The organism is Pseudomonas sp. dw_612 (genome assembly GCF_018449725.1).
Taxonomy (GTDB): Bacteria; Pseudomonadota; Gammaproteobacteria; order Pseudomonadales; family Pseudomonadaceae; genus Aquipseudomonas.
The window spans coordinates 52,717-68,542 of record NZ_JAAVVC010000022.1; the positions used below are offsets into that span (position 1 = coordinate 52,717).

Sequence of the window (15,826 nt, forward strand, 5' to 3'; positions counted from 1 at the left end):
AAAATCGAGAGACTCATTCAGTCTGCTATTGGCCGACAGTCGCCCGTCACAAAGAGGCACCCTTCAACCCAAACCCACCGGCCACTGACTAACGATGTCTACATTGCGACCGTCACGATCACTGGCATCTCGCCTGAAGCAGACCGTCGGATCAACGTCGCCCAGTCCGAGTACTCACATCCACCCACACGGCCAACACGAGAATGCTGCCCTTGACGATCATCTGCCAGTAACTGTCGACGTCGAGCATGGACATGCCGTTGTCCAGGCTGGTGATGACCAGCGCGCCGAGGAGGGCGCCGTAGACGGTGCCGGAGCCGCCGCGCATGGAGGTGCCGCCGATGAAGCAGGCGGCGATGGCGTCGAGTTCGCCCATGCTGCCGGCCGAGGGCGAACCGGCGGCCAGGCGTGCGGTGTTGACCACGCCGGCGAGGGCGCACATCACGCCCATGATTCCGAAAATCCAGAGTTTCACGGCCTGCACATTGATACCGGACAGACGCGTCGCTTCCATGTTGCTGCCCACGGAATAGACGCGTCGGCCGAAGACGGTCTGACTGGTCACGTAGCTGAACCCGCCCAGCAGAATCAGCAGAAGCAGGACCGGCACGGGAATGCCGTCGTAGCTGTTGAGGGTCTGGACGAAGCCAGCCAGCACCGCGCCGATCAACAGCACGCGTACGACGTCACGCACCAATGAATGTGCCGCCAGGCCGTGAAGTGCGCGATTGCGCCGTTGCTTCCAGGTCAGGAACAACGTCAGTGCGAACAACAGAATGCCCAGGCCCGTACCGATCGTATGGGGCAAATAACCCTGGCCAATGTAGACGAGCCCGGGCGATACCGGGGCTATGGTCGTGCCGCCGGTAATCCCGAGCAAAATGCCTCGGAAAGCCAGCATACCGCCCAGCCCCACGATGAACGACGGAATGCGCAGGTAGGCGGCCATGTAGCCGTTGGCGAGGCCGATCAACAGTCCGCACAGGCAGACAAGGCCCAGGTTCGCCAGCAGCGGAATGTGGTAGATAACGTCGAGAATCGCCGCGATGCCACCGAGCAGACCCAGCAATGAGCCGACCGACAAATCGATCTCGCCGCTGATGATGACCAGCACCATGCCGCAGGCGAGAATCCCGGTAATGGACATCTGGCGCAGCAGATTGGAGAGGTTGCGTGGGGTTAAAAATCCGCCCTCGGTCTGCCAGCTGAAGAACAGCCAGATAAACGCCACGGCAAACACCAGCGCGAGCATCTTGTAGCGGGTGAAGAGTTGTTTGACCTGATTCATTTACGCGGATTTCCGATCATTATTGTTATGGCTTCCAGGCTGGCTAAGTGCGGCGGCGAGTAGTTGTTCCTGAGTGAGTTCGTGGTTGATGAAATCGCCACGCAACTGGCCTTCGCCGATCACCAGTACACGGTCGGAAACGCCGAGCACTTCGGCCAGCTCCGACGAGACCATGATGATCGACACGCCTTCGGCCGCCAGCGCGCCCATCAGCTTGTAGATCTCGTACTTGGCGCCGACGTCCACACCTCGGGTGGGCTCATCGAGAATCAGCACCCGAGGTTTGGTCAGCAGCATCTTCGCCAATACGGCTTTTTGTTGATTGCCACCGGACAGACTGGTGATCGGCAGGAACGGGCTCGCGGTCTTGAGGTGCAGGCGCGAGATTTCCCGATCGATGCTGCCCAGTTCGGCTTCGGCGTCGATGCGGGTCAGTTTCGAGTAACTGTCCAGCACGGCCAGGGTGATGTTCTGGCCGACGCCCAAGTCGGGAATGATGCCTTGGCGCTTGCGGTCCTCGGGCACCAGGCACAGGCCGGCACGGATTGATTTGAGCGGCGTGCGGGTGTCGATGAGTTGGCCGTCCAGCCAGACTTCGCCTTCGTGGCGACCGGGGTAGGCGCCGAACAGCGCGGTCACCAGTTCGGTGCGGCCGGCGCCGACCAGCCCGGCGATGCCGAGGATTTCCCCGCGTTTGAGGCTGAACGAAATACCGTCGACCCGTTTGCGCCGGGGGTTGTCGACGTCGTAGCAGGTGATGTGGCGAGCCTCGAAAATCACCTCGCCAATGTTGTGGGGTTCGGTGGGATAGAGGTTGCTCATTTCCCGGCCGACCATCTGGGTGATGATCTGTGGAATATCCATGTCCGCCATGGCCGTTGTGGCGATGTGTTTGCCGTCACGGATCACCGAAATGGTGTCGCAGACGGCGGCCACTTCATCGAGCTTGTGGGAGATGTAGACGCAGGCAACACCCTTGGCTTTGAGGTCGCGGATGATGTCCAGAAGCACCTCGATTTCCGAACGGGTCAGGGCCGATGAAGGCTCGTCGAGGATCAGCAGGCGCGCGTGCTTGTTCAGGGCCTTGGCGATTTCCACCAGTTGCTGATAGCCGCCGCCGTACTGCGAAACCGGCAGCGATACGTTCATGTCCGGCACTTTCAGTTCACGCATCAGGGCTTCGGCGCGGTGGATCATTGCCGGGTAATTCATCCGCCCACCGGGCAGCGTCAGTTCATGGCCCATGAAAATGTTCTCGGCCACCGACAGGTCGGGAACCAGCGTCAGTTCCTGGTGAATGATGACGATACCGGCGGCTTCCGTTTCGCTGATCGATTGCGCCTTGAGCGGTTGACCTTCCCAGAGAATTTCACCGTCCCAGGTGCCATAGGGGTACACCGCGGAAAGGATCTTCATCAGCGTGGACTTGCCGGCGCCATTCTCACCGCACAGCCCGACGCACTCACCCGGCCTGACCTTGATGTCGATGCCATTGAGCGCTTTGACACCGCCGAAGGTTTTGACGATACCGTCCATTTGCAGCAAATAGTCGGACATGGAAAGGGCTCGTATAACAAAGAGTCAGACTTCACTGAACCTGAGTGGGAGCGAGCCTGCTCGCGAATGCATCAGTTCAGACAACGCTGCGCTGACTGACACGCCGCCTTCGCGAGCAGGCTCGCTCCCACAAGGGTTTTCGCATAACCGGAGATTGAGGCCTCGGTTACTGCCCGGCTATCTGCGCCTTGGTGTAGAAACCGTCCTGTTCCAGCAGGTCGATGTTGTCCTTGGTCAACGGAGTCGGCGTGAGCAGGATGGTGTCGACTTTTTTGCTGCCGTTGTCGTACTGCGAGCTGTAGGCGGGTTTCTCGTTACGTGCCAGTTGCACCGAGAGCTTGGCGGCTTCGGAGGCGATGAGTTTCAGTGGTTTGTACACGGTCATGGTTTGCGTGCCGGCGATCACTCGCTTGACCGCTGCGAGGTCCGCGTCCTGCCCCGAAATCGGCACCTTACCGGCCAGTTGCTGAGCGGCCAGTGCCTGGATGGCGCCGCCTGCCGTGGCGTCGTTGGAGGCGACGATGCCGTCGATTTTGTTGTCGTTGCGGGTCAAGGCGTTTTCAACAATGCTCAGCGCTTCGGTTGGGTTCCATTCCTTCACCCATTGTTGGCCGACGATCTTGATATCGCCCTTGTCGATGGCCGGTTGCAGCACTTTCATCTGACCTTCGCGCAGGACTTTTGCGTTGTTATCGGTAGGCGCACCGCCGAGCAGAAAGTAATTGCCCTTGGGCGCCGCGTGCAGCACACCGCTGGCCTGCATCTCGCCGACCTTTTCGTTATCGAAGGAAATGTAGGCGTCGATATCCGCGTTGAGGATCAGACGGTCATAGGACACGACCTTGATTCCGGCTTTCTTCGCTTCGGCCACGGCATTGGTCAGGACTGTAGCGTTGAACGGCACGATGACGATGACATCGACGCCACGGGAAATGAGGTTTTCGATTTGCGAAATCTGCTTTTGCTCGTTGGCATCGGCCGACTGTACGAAGACCTTGGCGTCCATTTTCTCTGCCGCCGCCACGAAGTAATCGCGGTCACGTGACCAGCGTTCCAGCCGCAGATCATCAATGGAGAAACCGATTTTCGGGTGGGCAGCATCGGCCATCACCGGCAGCGACAGCAGCGCCAGGGCGCTGGCCAATAGCGCGCGTTTTACATTCTTCATGGTGGTGCGTCCTTTTATTTTTGTTTGAAAGACACTGCCTGACGATGAGTCTCGGGCTGGTAGAACTGTAGAGAATCGGCAGACGCAGCGGACACAGATTTGTCGTGCGAATGTCACAGCGTTATCGCGCCCGCAGACTCCGTGGGCGATTAGCGGTAGATGAACCGGTTGACGACGTTTTCGAGCATCTCCTGCCTGCCGCTGACGGCCTGCGGGTTCAGCTCGTTGGCGAAGGCGTGTTCGGCCAGTGACTGCAGGTCGAATTCACCTGCCAGTACCGCCTGCCCGAACGGCTGCTGCCAGCCGGCGTAGCGTTGATCCTTGAGCAGTTGAAGCTGATCGTTCTGGACCATGGCGGCAGCCCGCTCCAGGGACAGGGCGAGGACGTCCATTGCGCCGACGTGACCATGGAACAGATCGATCTCGTCAAGGCTCTGGCGGCGCACCTTGGAGTCGAAGTTGTACCCGCCATTCTTGAACCCGCCGGCCTTGAGAATTTCATAGGTGGCCAGGGTCATTTCTTCGACACTGTTGGGGAATTGATCGGTGTCCCAACCGTTTTGCGGATCACCGCGGTTGGCGTCGATGCTGCCGAAAATCCCCAGCGAGACGGCTGTGGCAATCTCGTGATGAAAGCTATGGCCGGCCAGGGTCGCGTGGTTGGCTTCGATGTTGACCTTGATTTCCTTTTCCAGGCCGAACTGCTGGAGAAAGCCAAACACCGTGGCGGTGTCGTAATCGTATTGGTGCTTGGTCGGCTCCTGCGGCTTGGGTTCGATCAGCAGGTCGCCTTTGAAGCCGATCTTGTGCTTGTGCTCGACCACCATGCGCATGAAGCGGCCCAGTTGTTCGCGTTCACGTTTCAGGTCGGTATTGAGCAGGGTTTCATAGCCTTCGCGACCGCCCCACAGCACGTAGTTGGAGCCTTTCAGGCGCTGGGTCGCGTTCATGGCGCTGAAGACCTGGGCAGCGGCGAAGGCAAACACTTCGGGGTCCGGGTTGCTGGCAGCGCCGGCGGCAAAGCGCGGATTGCTGAAGCAATTGGCGGTGCCCCATAGCAGCTTGATCCCGCTTTCTTCCTGGTGTCGTTCCAGGTGATCAATCATTTGCGCGAAGTGGTTGCGGTACTCCTTCAGTGAGTTGCCTTCCGGGGCGACATCCGTGTCGTGGAAGCAGTAATAGTCGATACCCAGCTTGGAGAAAAATTCGAACGCGGCTTCCGCCTTGCCGATGGCCAGTTCCATCGGGTCGCCGGCGTGTTGCCACGGGCGCTTGAAAGTACCTGCACCGAACACGTCGGAACCCGGCCAGACGAAGGTGTGCCAGTAACAGGCGGCCATGCGCAGGTGTTCGCGCATGGGTTTGCCGAGGATGATTTTGTCGGCGTCGTAGTGACGGAAGGCGAGGGGAGAATCGCTGGCAGGACCTTCGTAGCGAATCTTGTCGACATCGGGGAAGTACAGCATTGGCAATGTCCTTGTTGTTCTTGGCGGTGTCTCGATACTAGCAACGGCCCCACGCCTGCTGATTATGAAAATCACCAACACAGGGTGCGATTTTGCGTATTGAGATTCGTCGTCCGCGCGCCTAGTCTGTGCAAACCGCCTCCGTGAGAAGGGGCCCTCGAACAAGCCTGAAAACAATGAAAACCGTCCCGCCTGTTCACCGCATCGCCCTGTTGTTCAACGGCAGCAAAATCTATGACCGTGGCATCATCAGCGGCATCGGCAACTACCTGAGCAGCACCCGCGCGTCCTGGGACCTGTTCCTGGAAGAGGATTTTCTCTGCCGGTTGAAAGGGATCGAGCGCTGGCAAGGTGACGGGATCATTGCCGACTTCGACGATCCACTGATTGGCGAGGCGCTGGCCGACATCAAATTGCCCGTGGTGGCGGTGGGTGGTTCTTACCTGGATGAGCGGGCCTATCCGAAGGGGATTCCGTACGTCGCCACCGACAATAACGCACTGATCACCCTGGCTTACGCGCACTTGATCGAGGCGGGGCTGCAACGTTTTGCCTGCTTCAGCCTGCCTGAAGCGCAGGCCAATCGTTGGGCTCAGGAGCGGGAAAAATCCTTTCGACGACTGATGCGACGTGACGGCTTGCACGCCGAGGTCTATCGCGGCATGGGCACCAGCGCTCCGCTCTGGGACAGCGCCGTCGAACAACTGATCGCGTGGCTGCAAAGCCTGCCCAAGCCCATCGGTATCATCGCCGTCAGTGACGCCCGCGCCCGGCAGTTGCTGCAAGCCTGCCTGACCGCCGGAATCGCCGTACCGGAGCAAGTGGCGTTGATCGGTATCGACAACGACCCCCTGACACGCAGCCTGACCCGGGTCCCACTGAGTTCGGTCATCCAGGGCACCGAAACCATGGGCCGCACCGCTGCGCTATTACTCCACCAGATGCTGCACGGCATGCCGTCCACGGGCACGCACATCCTGATTCCGCCTGATGCAATCAACGTGCAGGTGTCGAGTTTGCACCAACCGTTGGGCAACCCATACGTCATGCAAGCGCTGCTGTTTATCCGCCAATATGCCTGCCAGGGCATCAAAACGGCGCAGGTGGCGGCTTATGTCGGTGTGTCGCGTTCGTCACTGGAGTCGCACTTTCGCACGGTGCGTGGTTGCAGCGTTCACGATGAGATTCTGCGTTTCAAACTCGCGGCGGCTACCAGCGGGCTGGAAAATACTGACACCGCGATAGCGGACGTAGCCCGGACTTGTGGTTTCAAATCTGCGCAATATCTGCATACGGTGTTCCGTCGTGAGTTTGGGTGTACGCCTCGGGAGTATCAGCAGGGTGCCAGGTAGTGATGCGGGGTGGGATTGGTTGATTGTTGTGGGGGGCGAAGGTTGGTTTCCGCCGGAAGCAACCGTTCACGAGCGACCGTTTTCGACCCTAAGCGGTCATCTGAAAATGTTCGCTTAGGATCCGGTTTAGGGGGATGAAAACTCAACTATTTTAATGATGAGTTAAGAGCTTTGAAGAGCGCGGCGAACCGTTGAGTAGTTTGAACAGATACGTTGCTCGGAGGGGTCGTCGAGAACGCAGCTGCTACGGCGTAATGATTGTAGCCACCTGACGGACGAATTTTGATTTTGTTAGTGATTAGATACTTTTCAAGCTGCAAAACGATTCGCTCTCCAGATGCCAGCTCCGCTTCAGTAATAGTTACTCCATTAAGCTCCTTTGCAAAAACTTTATTAAAGTATTCGAGGTATGTCGAGGGCTCCAACAGGTCCTCGACATCCGAAGCGCAGCCGTTTACCCCAATTGCAGAAAGATCTCTGAACTGAGAAAAGTTGAAAACAGATTTTTTATTTAGAAGTTTCTGCTGAATCATTGAATCTAGCTTTTGATCAGGCTTACCACTGTAGTCATGGAGAACGGCAAAGCTCAAGCCATTTCCTCCTAATAAGGATACAAAAGTCGCAACATTGCTTAGTCCGCCGACTGGGACAATTGAGACGTTATCAAGAAGTCCAATCCCGCCATTGTCTTCCACTATTTTTGACATGGCCTGAAGGATGGATAATTCTGAGACACCTTCAACTAAAAGATTTTGCTTGGCGATAAATAAATTTTGCGCGATGTTCCAGCCGAGAGCTGCTTGGAGAGGAAAAATGGTCTTTGAGTCGGACCCGGAAAGATTCTCTGAAATCACAGTGCCTATTTTTTCCTTGTCCTCTACAGCTCTAACTTGATGGAGGCGGTCAGAGTTAACCATGAATGGTGAGTGAGTTGTATATATGACTTGGTGATTGGTGGCAAGATGATCGATATAAGTAAGGAAATCAGTCTGAGCTAACGCATGAAGGGCTAAGGCAGGCTCATCCAACAGTAAAATTAAATTTTGCTCATCTTTAGTCCCTGCACTGCCTATCTGATGCTGAACGCTGTCAAACCAAACTAAAAAGCTGAAAAACCATATAAATCCCCTGCTACGCTGATCGAAAGGAGTGGATACCCCGCGATGGCGTCTGTTCTTAATTCGAAGGTACAAGTTTGGACCGTCATTGAACGGCGCCGCATCAGCTGCATCAGCTCGAATGTCAATTTCGACTTCAAGGTTTTCGTTTTGTTTCCAAAACTCCAAAACCTGATCAGTTAAACTTATTGAGACAGCCTCAATTTGCGATTTCAAGTCTTCATAGGTAGTTGTTCCATTACTGAAATCATCTAGCTCAACGTCAGCCATTCTCAGCAATGCCAATACGGCCTGATGCTTGGGTTCTACTTGTTTATGCGCGTTCGTCGGGTCGCTTTTTGCGGCTTGAATTCGATTTTTTAAATCCTTTAAGTTGAGCTTTCCTGGAAGCAGATCGTAGTCGCTGAAGTACAGGAAACCGGGAATTGATTCATTTAATTTTTTCCATGCTTCATAAGCACAGATTTGGTCCCAACCTTTACTTTTATCCGCTTTTTCTACTCTGACTTTGAGTGAGTCAATAATTAACTGATCAGCGTCGTTCAAATCACTTATCGATTGTAGGTTGGATAAAGCGACTCTAATTCCATTGGAGTTGCTAAGAACGCTCTTAACCTCGCTGCTTAGATCAGGAGTTATCGCCATTTTTTCGAGCGCAGGCTTGTCAGGAATGTCTATACTAATAGTTCTATTGTTGTCATATAGATGATGGACGACAAATTTGAAACCTTTGTTGATATTTGTATTTAAGGTTGAATTTAAATTGGCGACCTGACTATCTGTAAGTTCGTAGGTCAGTGATACCGCCGTTTCTGGAGATTCTTCATGGCGACGCTTATATGTAGTGAAGTCTTTTCTCGGATAGTCATCGATGATATTGAATTTTTCTTTATTTAATACATCTTTTGCTTTGTGAAGTCCTTTGAGAAATACAGTTTTTCCGGCTTCGTTCATTCCGACTAATACTGTTACTTCCGGGTCGATTATGGTTTCCTGAGGCTCGTTAATGGAGCGGAATGGACCAACTTTAGCTGATACAAGTCTCATGCTTCATCCTTGTCGTAAATTTGAGTTGATCTGCCCGCGAATGACGAAATCTACGACGCCAAGCGGATTTTTTCTTTGGCGTAGGTTAATCAAAATGACAATACACCGTCTACACAAAAACGTAGCTGGATGAGCATGCTGTCGACAGATTCGAAAAGGGGAGAAACGCAGACCGGAATGACTTTTAAACAGTCGACCTTGGTTGACAAGTGGCTGTTAATCAGGCGGCTTGACGTCAGTTGGTGAGTAGTAATTAGCAGTTGCAGAGCGATTAAGGTCTAAAATCCTGGACCGTCTCCACTAAAAAGGGTCGTTGTAGCGAACTGTAAGTCAGTCAGTTGACTGATTGTTTGTCAAAGGCCCCAATTTGGCCACAATTGATGTGAAAAAGGGAAGTCCTTTCCAGGTCCTCAGATCGGTTCAGATCTGTGAGTTTGGACATTTTAGGGCTGTTATGGATTCGAAAGTAGACTGTGGTGATAGTCCGCTATTGGCCGATTGCTGTCTGTCGCGATCGACTTGGAACGGCCAGAGGCGGCCCGAGAGCACTCTGTTGGCGAAACAGTAGCTTATAACTGATGTGTATCCTGGGTCCGTTTTCAACCCCCGCTTGCGCATCCTCTTCGTGCCAAACCTTGGACAGAAACGAATGAACCCAACTCTCCATAAGGCAGCTAATGGTCATCTGGCACTTGATTTCAACGAGTTGTCAGACGCCGGTTGGCTATCGATAGCTGAAGAGCTGATCAAGCTTCGAGGGTTCAAACGGGTGGGTTCATCCGTCATGGGCATGAGTGAACAAATCCACCAAAATTTCCAGTGTGCTGAGTTCACCCTATCGGCTGGCTGGGACAATTGGTCTGGGCATTACTTGCTTTCAGACTGTGTAGCGGGCGATGTATTTCTGCAAAGGCTATTCGACCAGGTCAGCGCCTGATAGGCGATTCAACTTATCTCTAAGCGTTTGCGGATGGCAGCTATATGTCGAGAACAGGCTAGTACGACCGACCGCTTCCAGCCCAGAGTGCATTAAACCGCTTTTTTAAACCCTTGCTATGATTCCTGAAGAGTTCATCCCTCAGGAAATGATCTATGAGCGCTGTGCACGGACCTGTGGGGCAAGTTGTACGAGGTTACGTAACCTTTGTCGGGAGTGACGCGCCGTGGATCGGGGCGCGGTTCATGAGCTTCAGCTATAGCGTCAATGGGAAGCGCTTTCAAACGTCTCTCAATGAGACTGTTGACGCCTGGTCAACTGAAACTCTCAATAAAGCCTCATACGGGTTGCAGGTGGGCGACCCCGTTTCAGTCTGGTGCTCTCTAGGCGACCCGCAAGTGTGTTGCATCGGCGAACGACCCGCTGAAAAACCAGCGATGTTGCGTTTCCTCGAGGCCTTGAGTTCGTTAGGGTTTTGATGAAGTTGATCCATGCTGCTCACAAGCGATCCAACCTCGCAAAACCCTCAACGCAACCGATCAATGGCAGAATCTCCTCAACTTGATCGTTTTGGAGACCACCATGCTTCGTGCGTTTGAACGAAGACTCGACCCTTTCCCTCCTGACGAGGTACCACCGCCACCCAACGGCCTGGCTCGCTTCCTGTGGGCCTGCACCCGGGGCGCTCGCGGTTACATCCTGGCGCTGGCGCTGCTCAGTGCCGCTGTGTCGATTTACGAAGCCTGGCTGTTTTCCTTCCTCGGGCAGGTCGTGGACCTGCTCTCCACCTGGCAGGCCGGCGGTGAAGCGGCAGCGCAGGAAAGTCGCGTGTTGTGGGGCATGGGCATTGTCATGGTGGCCAGCGTCGGGCTGGTGGCGTTGCGCACGATGGTGCAGCACCAGATCTTGGCGATTAACCTGCCGTTGAGGCTGCGCTGGGATTTCCATCGCCTGATGCTGCGGCAAAGCCTTTCGTTTTTTTCCGATGAGTTTTCCGGCCGGGTCACGACCAAGGTCATGCAGACGGCACTGGCCGTGCGCGACGTGCTGTTCACCCTGATCGAGATCTTGCCCGGGATCGGCGTGTATTTCATCGCGATCATTGCACTGGCCGGCGGCTTCGCGCTGAAACTGATGCTACCTTTCGTTGCCTGGGTCGTGTTGTTCGGCCTGGCCATGTTGTACTTCGTGCCCCGCCTGGGGAAAGTCGGGCAGGAGCAGGCCAATGCGCGGTCGATGATGACCGGGCGTATCTCGGACGCCTACACCAACATCACGACGGTGAAGCTGTTCTCCCACTCCAATCGTGAAGCACACTTCGCGCGTGCGGCGATGGAGGATTTCAAGCAAACCGGCTTTCGCCAGATGCGCCTGGTCAGCCTGTTCGAAATCGTCAACCAGGCTTTGGTGGTGGCGTTGATCATGGCCGCCGGTGGTTATGCCCTGTGGCTATGGCACCAAGGCGAGGTCGGCGCAGGTGCCGTGGCCGCGATCACTGCCATGGCGTTGCGGATCAATGGCATGTCGCACTGGATCATGTGGCAAATGACTTCGTTGTTCGAGAGCATCGGCACTGTACAGGATGGCATGGCGACGCTGACCCAGGGCGCCAAGGTTCAGGATGCGCCCGATGCGGGCGTACTGGTGACCTCCGGCGGCGCGGTCACCTTCGATAAGGTGAGCTTCAACTACAACGGCGAACGCCAGGTGCTCGATGGCCTGAGCCTGAGCATTCGTCCGGGCGAAAAGATCGGCCTGGTGGGCCGCTCCGGCGCCGGCAAGTCAACGCTGATCAACCTGCTGCTGCGCTTCTATGACGTCGACAGTGGGGTGATTCGCATCGACGGCCAAAACATCGCACACGTGACGCAAGACAGCCTGCGCGGCGCCATCGGCATGGTCACGCAGGATACCTCCCTGCTGCACCGTTCCATTCGCGACAACATCGCTTACGGCCGTCCCGATGCGACCGACGCGCAAATCCGCCGCGCCGCGGCGAATGCCCAGGCCGATGAGTTCATCAGCCAACTGAGCGACCGACAAGGCCATACCGGCTACGACACTCTGGTGGGTGAGCGTGGCATCAAGCTGTCGGGCGGCCAGCGCCAACGGGTCGCGATTGCCCGGGTGATGCTCAAGAACGCCCCGATCCTGCTGCTCGACGAGGCCACCAGCGCGCTGGACTCGGAAGTCGAAGTGGCCATTCAGGAAAGCCTCGATGAAATGATGCAGGGCAAGACCGTGATCGCCATCGCCCATCGGCTGTCCACGATTGCGGCCATGGACCGGCTCATTGTCATGGATGACGGACGCATCATCGAACAGGGCACCCACACCGAATTGCTTGGGAAGAACGGCGTGTATGCGCGGCTGTGGCAGCATCAAAGCGGCGGGTTCCTCGGGGAGGATAAGGGCGTGTTCGAGGCTGTGGATCAGCTGTGAGGGTGCCGCGTCTGACTTAAACCTGCTCTTCAACTCCGCCCTGGCTGTTGTCGTCCCGTGGCGAGCGTCCGAAATACGCCTTGTAGGCGCGGCTGAAAGAAGCCTCGGACTCGTAGCCAATCGCGAATCCCACCTCGCCGATGCGGCTGTTGTGCCTGGCCAGCATCGTTTTTGCCAGGGTCAGTCGCCATTCATTCTGGTAACGCAGCGGAGAGCGTCCCACCAGCGCGCTGAACCGATCGCAGAAGCTTGAGCGTGACATGCCGGCGATCGTGGCGAGTGCATCGATGCGCCATTGTTGCCCGGGCTTTTCATGGATGGCTCTGAGGGTTCGGGCGATGCGCTCGTCGGACAAGCCCCCGAGCCAGCCTGAGGCCATGCCGTGTTGAACCCAGGTTCGCAGGATGCGAATGACGGTGAGGTCAATCAGGCGCGAAATCATCAGCGCGCCTCCAGGTTGCGTGTCATTGGCCTCGATGAGCATGAAATGCAGGATACCCTCTGCCCACGCGGCGGCTTCGGCTTGCTTGATGTGGATCAGCCACGGCAAGGCGAACAGCATGGCCTGGAAGCTGCTGGCATCGAACCAGAATCGACAGATGACGAGCGCCGCAGGCCCCTCGGAGACGGTGATGCTCAGCGTTGATGGGTCGTGGGGCAGCAGCAGGATGTCGCCCTGTTCGATCGTTTGGACCTGCCCGTCAGCGCCTTCGATGTGCAGCTGTCCCTGTTGCAGGACGCAGATGTGCGAGCTTTTTTCGTCCAGTTCCAACCGTTGACCCAAAGCCTGCGTGGTGGAGTAGACGCGGTCCCCGGTCAGACGAATCTGCGCCAATACCTGCGAGAGCAGATCCCCGGTGGCCAGCCCCTCTAACTGCATCTCTGGACGAATGGTCAAGTCTTCGAGTAGATCCGTCATGTCAGTCCGACCACGCCTTCAATAGTCTGAATCCCGGAATCATAGCGCTTTCACGCGGTTGATCGGCAACGCAACAGCGTCGCTGCGTTATGTACATCATCCAATCAAAGAAGGAATAGTCGAATGTTCGGGATCTCTGCCCTTGGCTGGGTACACACCCTCGGAAGCTTGCCCGCCATACCCTTGGCCGCCTACATGTTCATCAAGCACGGGCACATCGTGCCACGGTCGCGGGCGGGTATTGCCTATTTCGTTTCGATGCTGATCGGCGGCTTGACTGTGTTTCTGGTGGCCCATCAACCGATCAGCCCTGTGATCGGCGCGGTCACGATCGTGCTGTTGCTCGCCGGTTACGGAGTCGGTTTCGTTGCCTGGCTGGGCCGGGCAGGGGTGTACTTTGAAACCATCTTTCTGAGCTTGACCGCGTTCTTGCTGATGGTCCCGACTGTCTCGGAGACGTTGCGTCGAGTCCCCGATGGACACCCCATCGTCACCGACCCGAATTCGCCATTGCTCAAAGGCGCGCTGGGTTTCATCGCTCTTGCGCTCGTGGTTGGCGTAGCGGCTCAGGTGTTCGCGCTGCGAAAAGACGGCGCGCGCTTGCGCAAAACCGTCCCACTCAGTGGTTCGTCAGCATCTCGCTAGGCCAACGCGTCGCGCTTGGCGAAGATGCTTGCCATTGCCGCCGCGTTCTCGGTTCCCCAGGTGCACAGCGGGATGATTGCTTCAGCCAGACTACGACCGAGCGGAGTCAGCGTGTAGTCCACGCGCGGGGGTACTTCTCTGTAGTCGGTCCGTGCCAGCACTTGATCGGCTTCCAGATCCTTCAATTGCTGGATCAGCACTTTGTCGCTGACGCCGGGGATCAAACGCTTGAGCTCGCCGTAGCGTTTCGGGCCGTCGCGCAGGAAAAACAAGACCAGCGGTTTCCACTTGCCCGAGATGATGCGCAGCGTGGCGTTGAGCCCGCAACCGGTGTCGCAGATTTCAGAAGTCGTCGTCATATTTTGATACTTACCTAAAGGTGCATACTTGTCCTTAGGTTACCTGAGCTGCATCCTCGTTCTCAAGCAAGCAATTTCCTGCTTGGGTACAACGCCAACGAAGGATGCACAACATGACCAGACTGAATGGAAAGACCGCCGTGATCACTGGCGGCGCTACCGGCATCGGCCTCGCCGCAGCAAAACGCTTCATTGAGGAGGGCGCCTTTGTCTTCATCTTCGGCCGCCGCCAGGAAGCGCTCGATGCCGCTGTGGCGGAACTCGGGCCGAATGCCCGCGCGGTGAAGGGCTCGGTTTCCGATGAGGCCGACCTTGACCGGCTCTACGCGGCGGTGAAAGCCGAGCGCGGAACCCTCGATATTGTCTTCGCCAATGCCGGGGCGGGAAGCCAGCTCCCGCTCGGCAAGATCACCGCCGAGCACATTGACGACACCTTCGACACCAACGTGAAAGGCTTGATCTTCACGGTCCAGAAGGCGTTGCCGCTGATGGGGCAGGGCGGTTCGATCATCCTGACCGGATCGAGCGCTGGCACCACGGGCGCCCCGGCATTCAGCGTCTACAGCGCAAGCAAGGCGGCCGTGCGCAACCTCGCGCGGACCTGGGCGGAGGACCTGAAGGGCACCGGCATCCGGGTCAACGTGCTGTCGCCCGGACCGACGGCGACCGAACTCGCAAAGGCAGCTTTAGGCGAAGAAGGCATGAAGGTCTTCGCGGCGATGAATCCGCTCCAGCGCATGGCCGATCCGGCGGAGATCGGAGCGGCAGCCGCGTTTCTCGCGTCGCAGGACAGCAGCTTCATGACCGCCAGCGAAGTCGCCGTCGACGGTGGCCTGGCGCAAATCTGATTCGCTGCGCCCGGGCGGTCACTCCATTCCATCTTCGGAGCCCGCAGGGTGTGGTAAACCAATGGAGAATATTATGAGCTACGCCATTATCGGCTTCGGCAAACTCGGCCAGGCACTTGCGAAGGCGTTTGCCCGCAAAGGCCTCGAAGTATCCGTCGCAACCACGCGCGACCCGCAAAGTTTTGCAGCCGAAGCGGCCGCGATCGGACCCACGATCATTCCTGAAAAACTGACGGAAGCGCTCACGGCGGACATCGTCTTTTTGGCTGTCCGTTTTGAGTCTCACCAGGATGTCGCGAAGGCGTTGCCGACGTGGAAGGGCAAAACCATCGTCGATGTGACCAATGCCTACGGCGTGCCCCCTGAGGAACTGGGAGGGCAGCCTTCTTCCAAAGCCATTGCGCAGGCCTTCACGGGTGCAAGACTGGTCAAGGGCTTCAACCATTTGGTCGCTGGCGTCCTTGACCAGGACCCGGCCATACAGGGTGGCAGGAGAGTCGTGTTCCTGGCGAGCGACGATGAGGACGCCGCAGCAGAGATTGGTACGCTTGCGGAAAATCTCGGTTTCTCGCCGATCAAACTGGGTGGGCTTTCGGAAGGTGGGCTGCTTGTTCAGGCGCGCGGAAATAGCTGGGGTCCGCTGATCTTCAAGGACTTGGTCAAGTTCGACTGATGGATCA

Annotated in this window: 13 protein-coding genes; 6 read left to right on the forward strand and 7 right to left on the reverse strand. The window is 56.7% G+C overall.

The genetic code is table 11. From position 1 onward, the window contains the following. Positions 1-151: 151 nt before the first annotated feature. The 4 genes from HB680_RS26405 to xylA form a co-directional block, all read right to left on the reverse strand. Positions 152-1,288 (reverse strand): sugar ABC transporter permease, encoded by a 1,137-nt coding sequence (locus HB680_RS26405; RefSeq protein WP_213941345.1) that lies wholly within the window; start codon positions 1,286-1,288, stop codon positions 152-154. Continuing rightward, on the reverse strand, positions 1,289-2,845 hold the full coding sequence (xylG, locus tag HB680_RS26410; protein ID WP_213941346.1) for a D-xylose ABC transporter ATP-binding protein: 1,557 nt from the start codon (positions 2,843-2,845) through the stop codon (positions 1,289-1,291). Between the two features lie 166 nt (positions 2,846-3,011). Beyond that, positions 3,012-4,013, reverse strand: coding sequence for a D-xylose ABC transporter substrate-binding protein (xylF, locus tag HB680_RS26415; protein ID WP_054055029.1), 1,002 nt, complete (start codon positions 4,011-4,013; stop codon positions 3,012-3,014). A 149-nt stretch (positions 4,014-4,162) separates the two neighbouring features. Continuing rightward, positions 4,163-5,479 carry a xylose isomerase gene (gene xylA, locus HB680_RS26420; protein ID WP_213941347.1) on the reverse strand — a complete coding sequence of 439 codons (1,317 nt, stop codon included), beginning with the start codon at positions 5,477-5,479 and terminating at the stop codon, positions 4,163-4,165. 176 nt (positions 5,480-5,655) lie between these two features. On the opposite strand from xylA, the gene HB680_RS26425 reads away from it, so the two are divergent. Then, the gene (locus HB680_RS26425; protein ID WP_213941348.1) at positions 5,656-6,831 is read left to right on the forward strand and encodes a XylR family transcriptional regulator; all 1,176 of its coding nucleotides are present in this window, start codon (positions 5,656-5,658) and stop codon (positions 6,829-6,831) included. A 146-nt stretch (positions 6,832-6,977) separates the two neighbouring features. Here HB680_RS26425 and HB680_RS26430 read toward each other — a convergent pair whose 3' ends face one another. Next, positions 6,978-8,996: an AAA family ATPase gene (locus tag HB680_RS26430; protein WP_213941349.1), complete on the reverse strand. Its 2,019-nt coding sequence runs from the start codon at positions 8,994-8,996 to the stop codon at positions 6,978-6,980. A 649-nt stretch (positions 8,997-9,645) separates the two neighbouring features. Between HB680_RS26430 and HB680_RS26435 the strand changes: the two genes are divergently transcribed. Both HB680_RS26435 and HB680_RS26440 read left to right on the forward strand, forming a co-directional pair. After that, the gene (locus HB680_RS26435; RefSeq protein ID WP_213941350.1) at positions 9,646-9,933 is read left to right on the forward strand and encodes a hypothetical protein; all 288 of its coding nucleotides are present in this window, start codon (positions 9,646-9,648) and stop codon (positions 9,931-9,933) included. Between the two features lie 582 nt (positions 9,934-10,515). After that, positions 10,516-12,375, forward strand: coding sequence for an ABC transporter ATP-binding protein (locus tag HB680_RS26440; protein ID WP_213941351.1), 1,860 nt, complete (start codon positions 10,516-10,518; stop codon positions 12,373-12,375). A gap of 16 nt (positions 12,376-12,391) precedes the next feature. Here HB680_RS26440 and HB680_RS26445 read toward each other — a convergent pair whose 3' ends face one another. Then, positions 12,392-13,294, reverse strand: a complete 903-nt coding sequence (locus HB680_RS26445) for an AraC family transcriptional regulator (RefSeq protein ID WP_213941352.1) — start codon at positions 13,292-13,294, stop codon at positions 12,392-12,394. A 123-nt stretch (positions 13,295-13,417) separates the two neighbouring features. Here HB680_RS26445 and HB680_RS26450 point away from each other — a divergent pair, with 123 nt between their 5' ends. Then, on the forward strand, positions 13,418-13,939 hold the full coding sequence (locus tag HB680_RS26450) for a hypothetical protein (protein ID WP_213941353.1): 522 nt from the start codon (positions 13,418-13,420) through the stop codon (positions 13,937-13,939). Here the strand turns inward: HB680_RS26450 and HB680_RS26455 are convergent. Next, the gene (locus HB680_RS26455; protein WP_213941354.1) at positions 13,936-14,298 is read right to left on the reverse strand and encodes a helix-turn-helix domain-containing protein; all 363 of its coding nucleotides are present in this window, start codon (positions 14,296-14,298) and stop codon (positions 13,936-13,938) included. The genes HB680_RS26450 and HB680_RS26455 overlap by 4 nt on opposite strands. A 113-nt stretch (positions 14,299-14,411) precedes the next feature. Here HB680_RS26455 and HB680_RS26460 point away from each other — a divergent pair, with 113 nt between their 5' ends. Together HB680_RS26460 and HB680_RS26465 are read left to right on the forward strand one after the other, a co-directional pair. Further along, positions 14,412-15,146 (forward strand): SDR family oxidoreductase, encoded by a 735-nt coding sequence (locus HB680_RS26460; protein WP_213941355.1) that lies wholly within the window; start codon positions 14,412-14,414, stop codon positions 15,144-15,146. 73 nt (positions 15,147-15,219) lie between these two features. Then, positions 15,220-15,819, forward strand: a complete 600-nt coding sequence (locus HB680_RS26465) for an NADPH-dependent F420 reductase (protein ID WP_213941356.1) — start codon at positions 15,220-15,222, stop codon at positions 15,817-15,819. Positions 15,820-15,826: the final 7 nt, after the last annotated feature.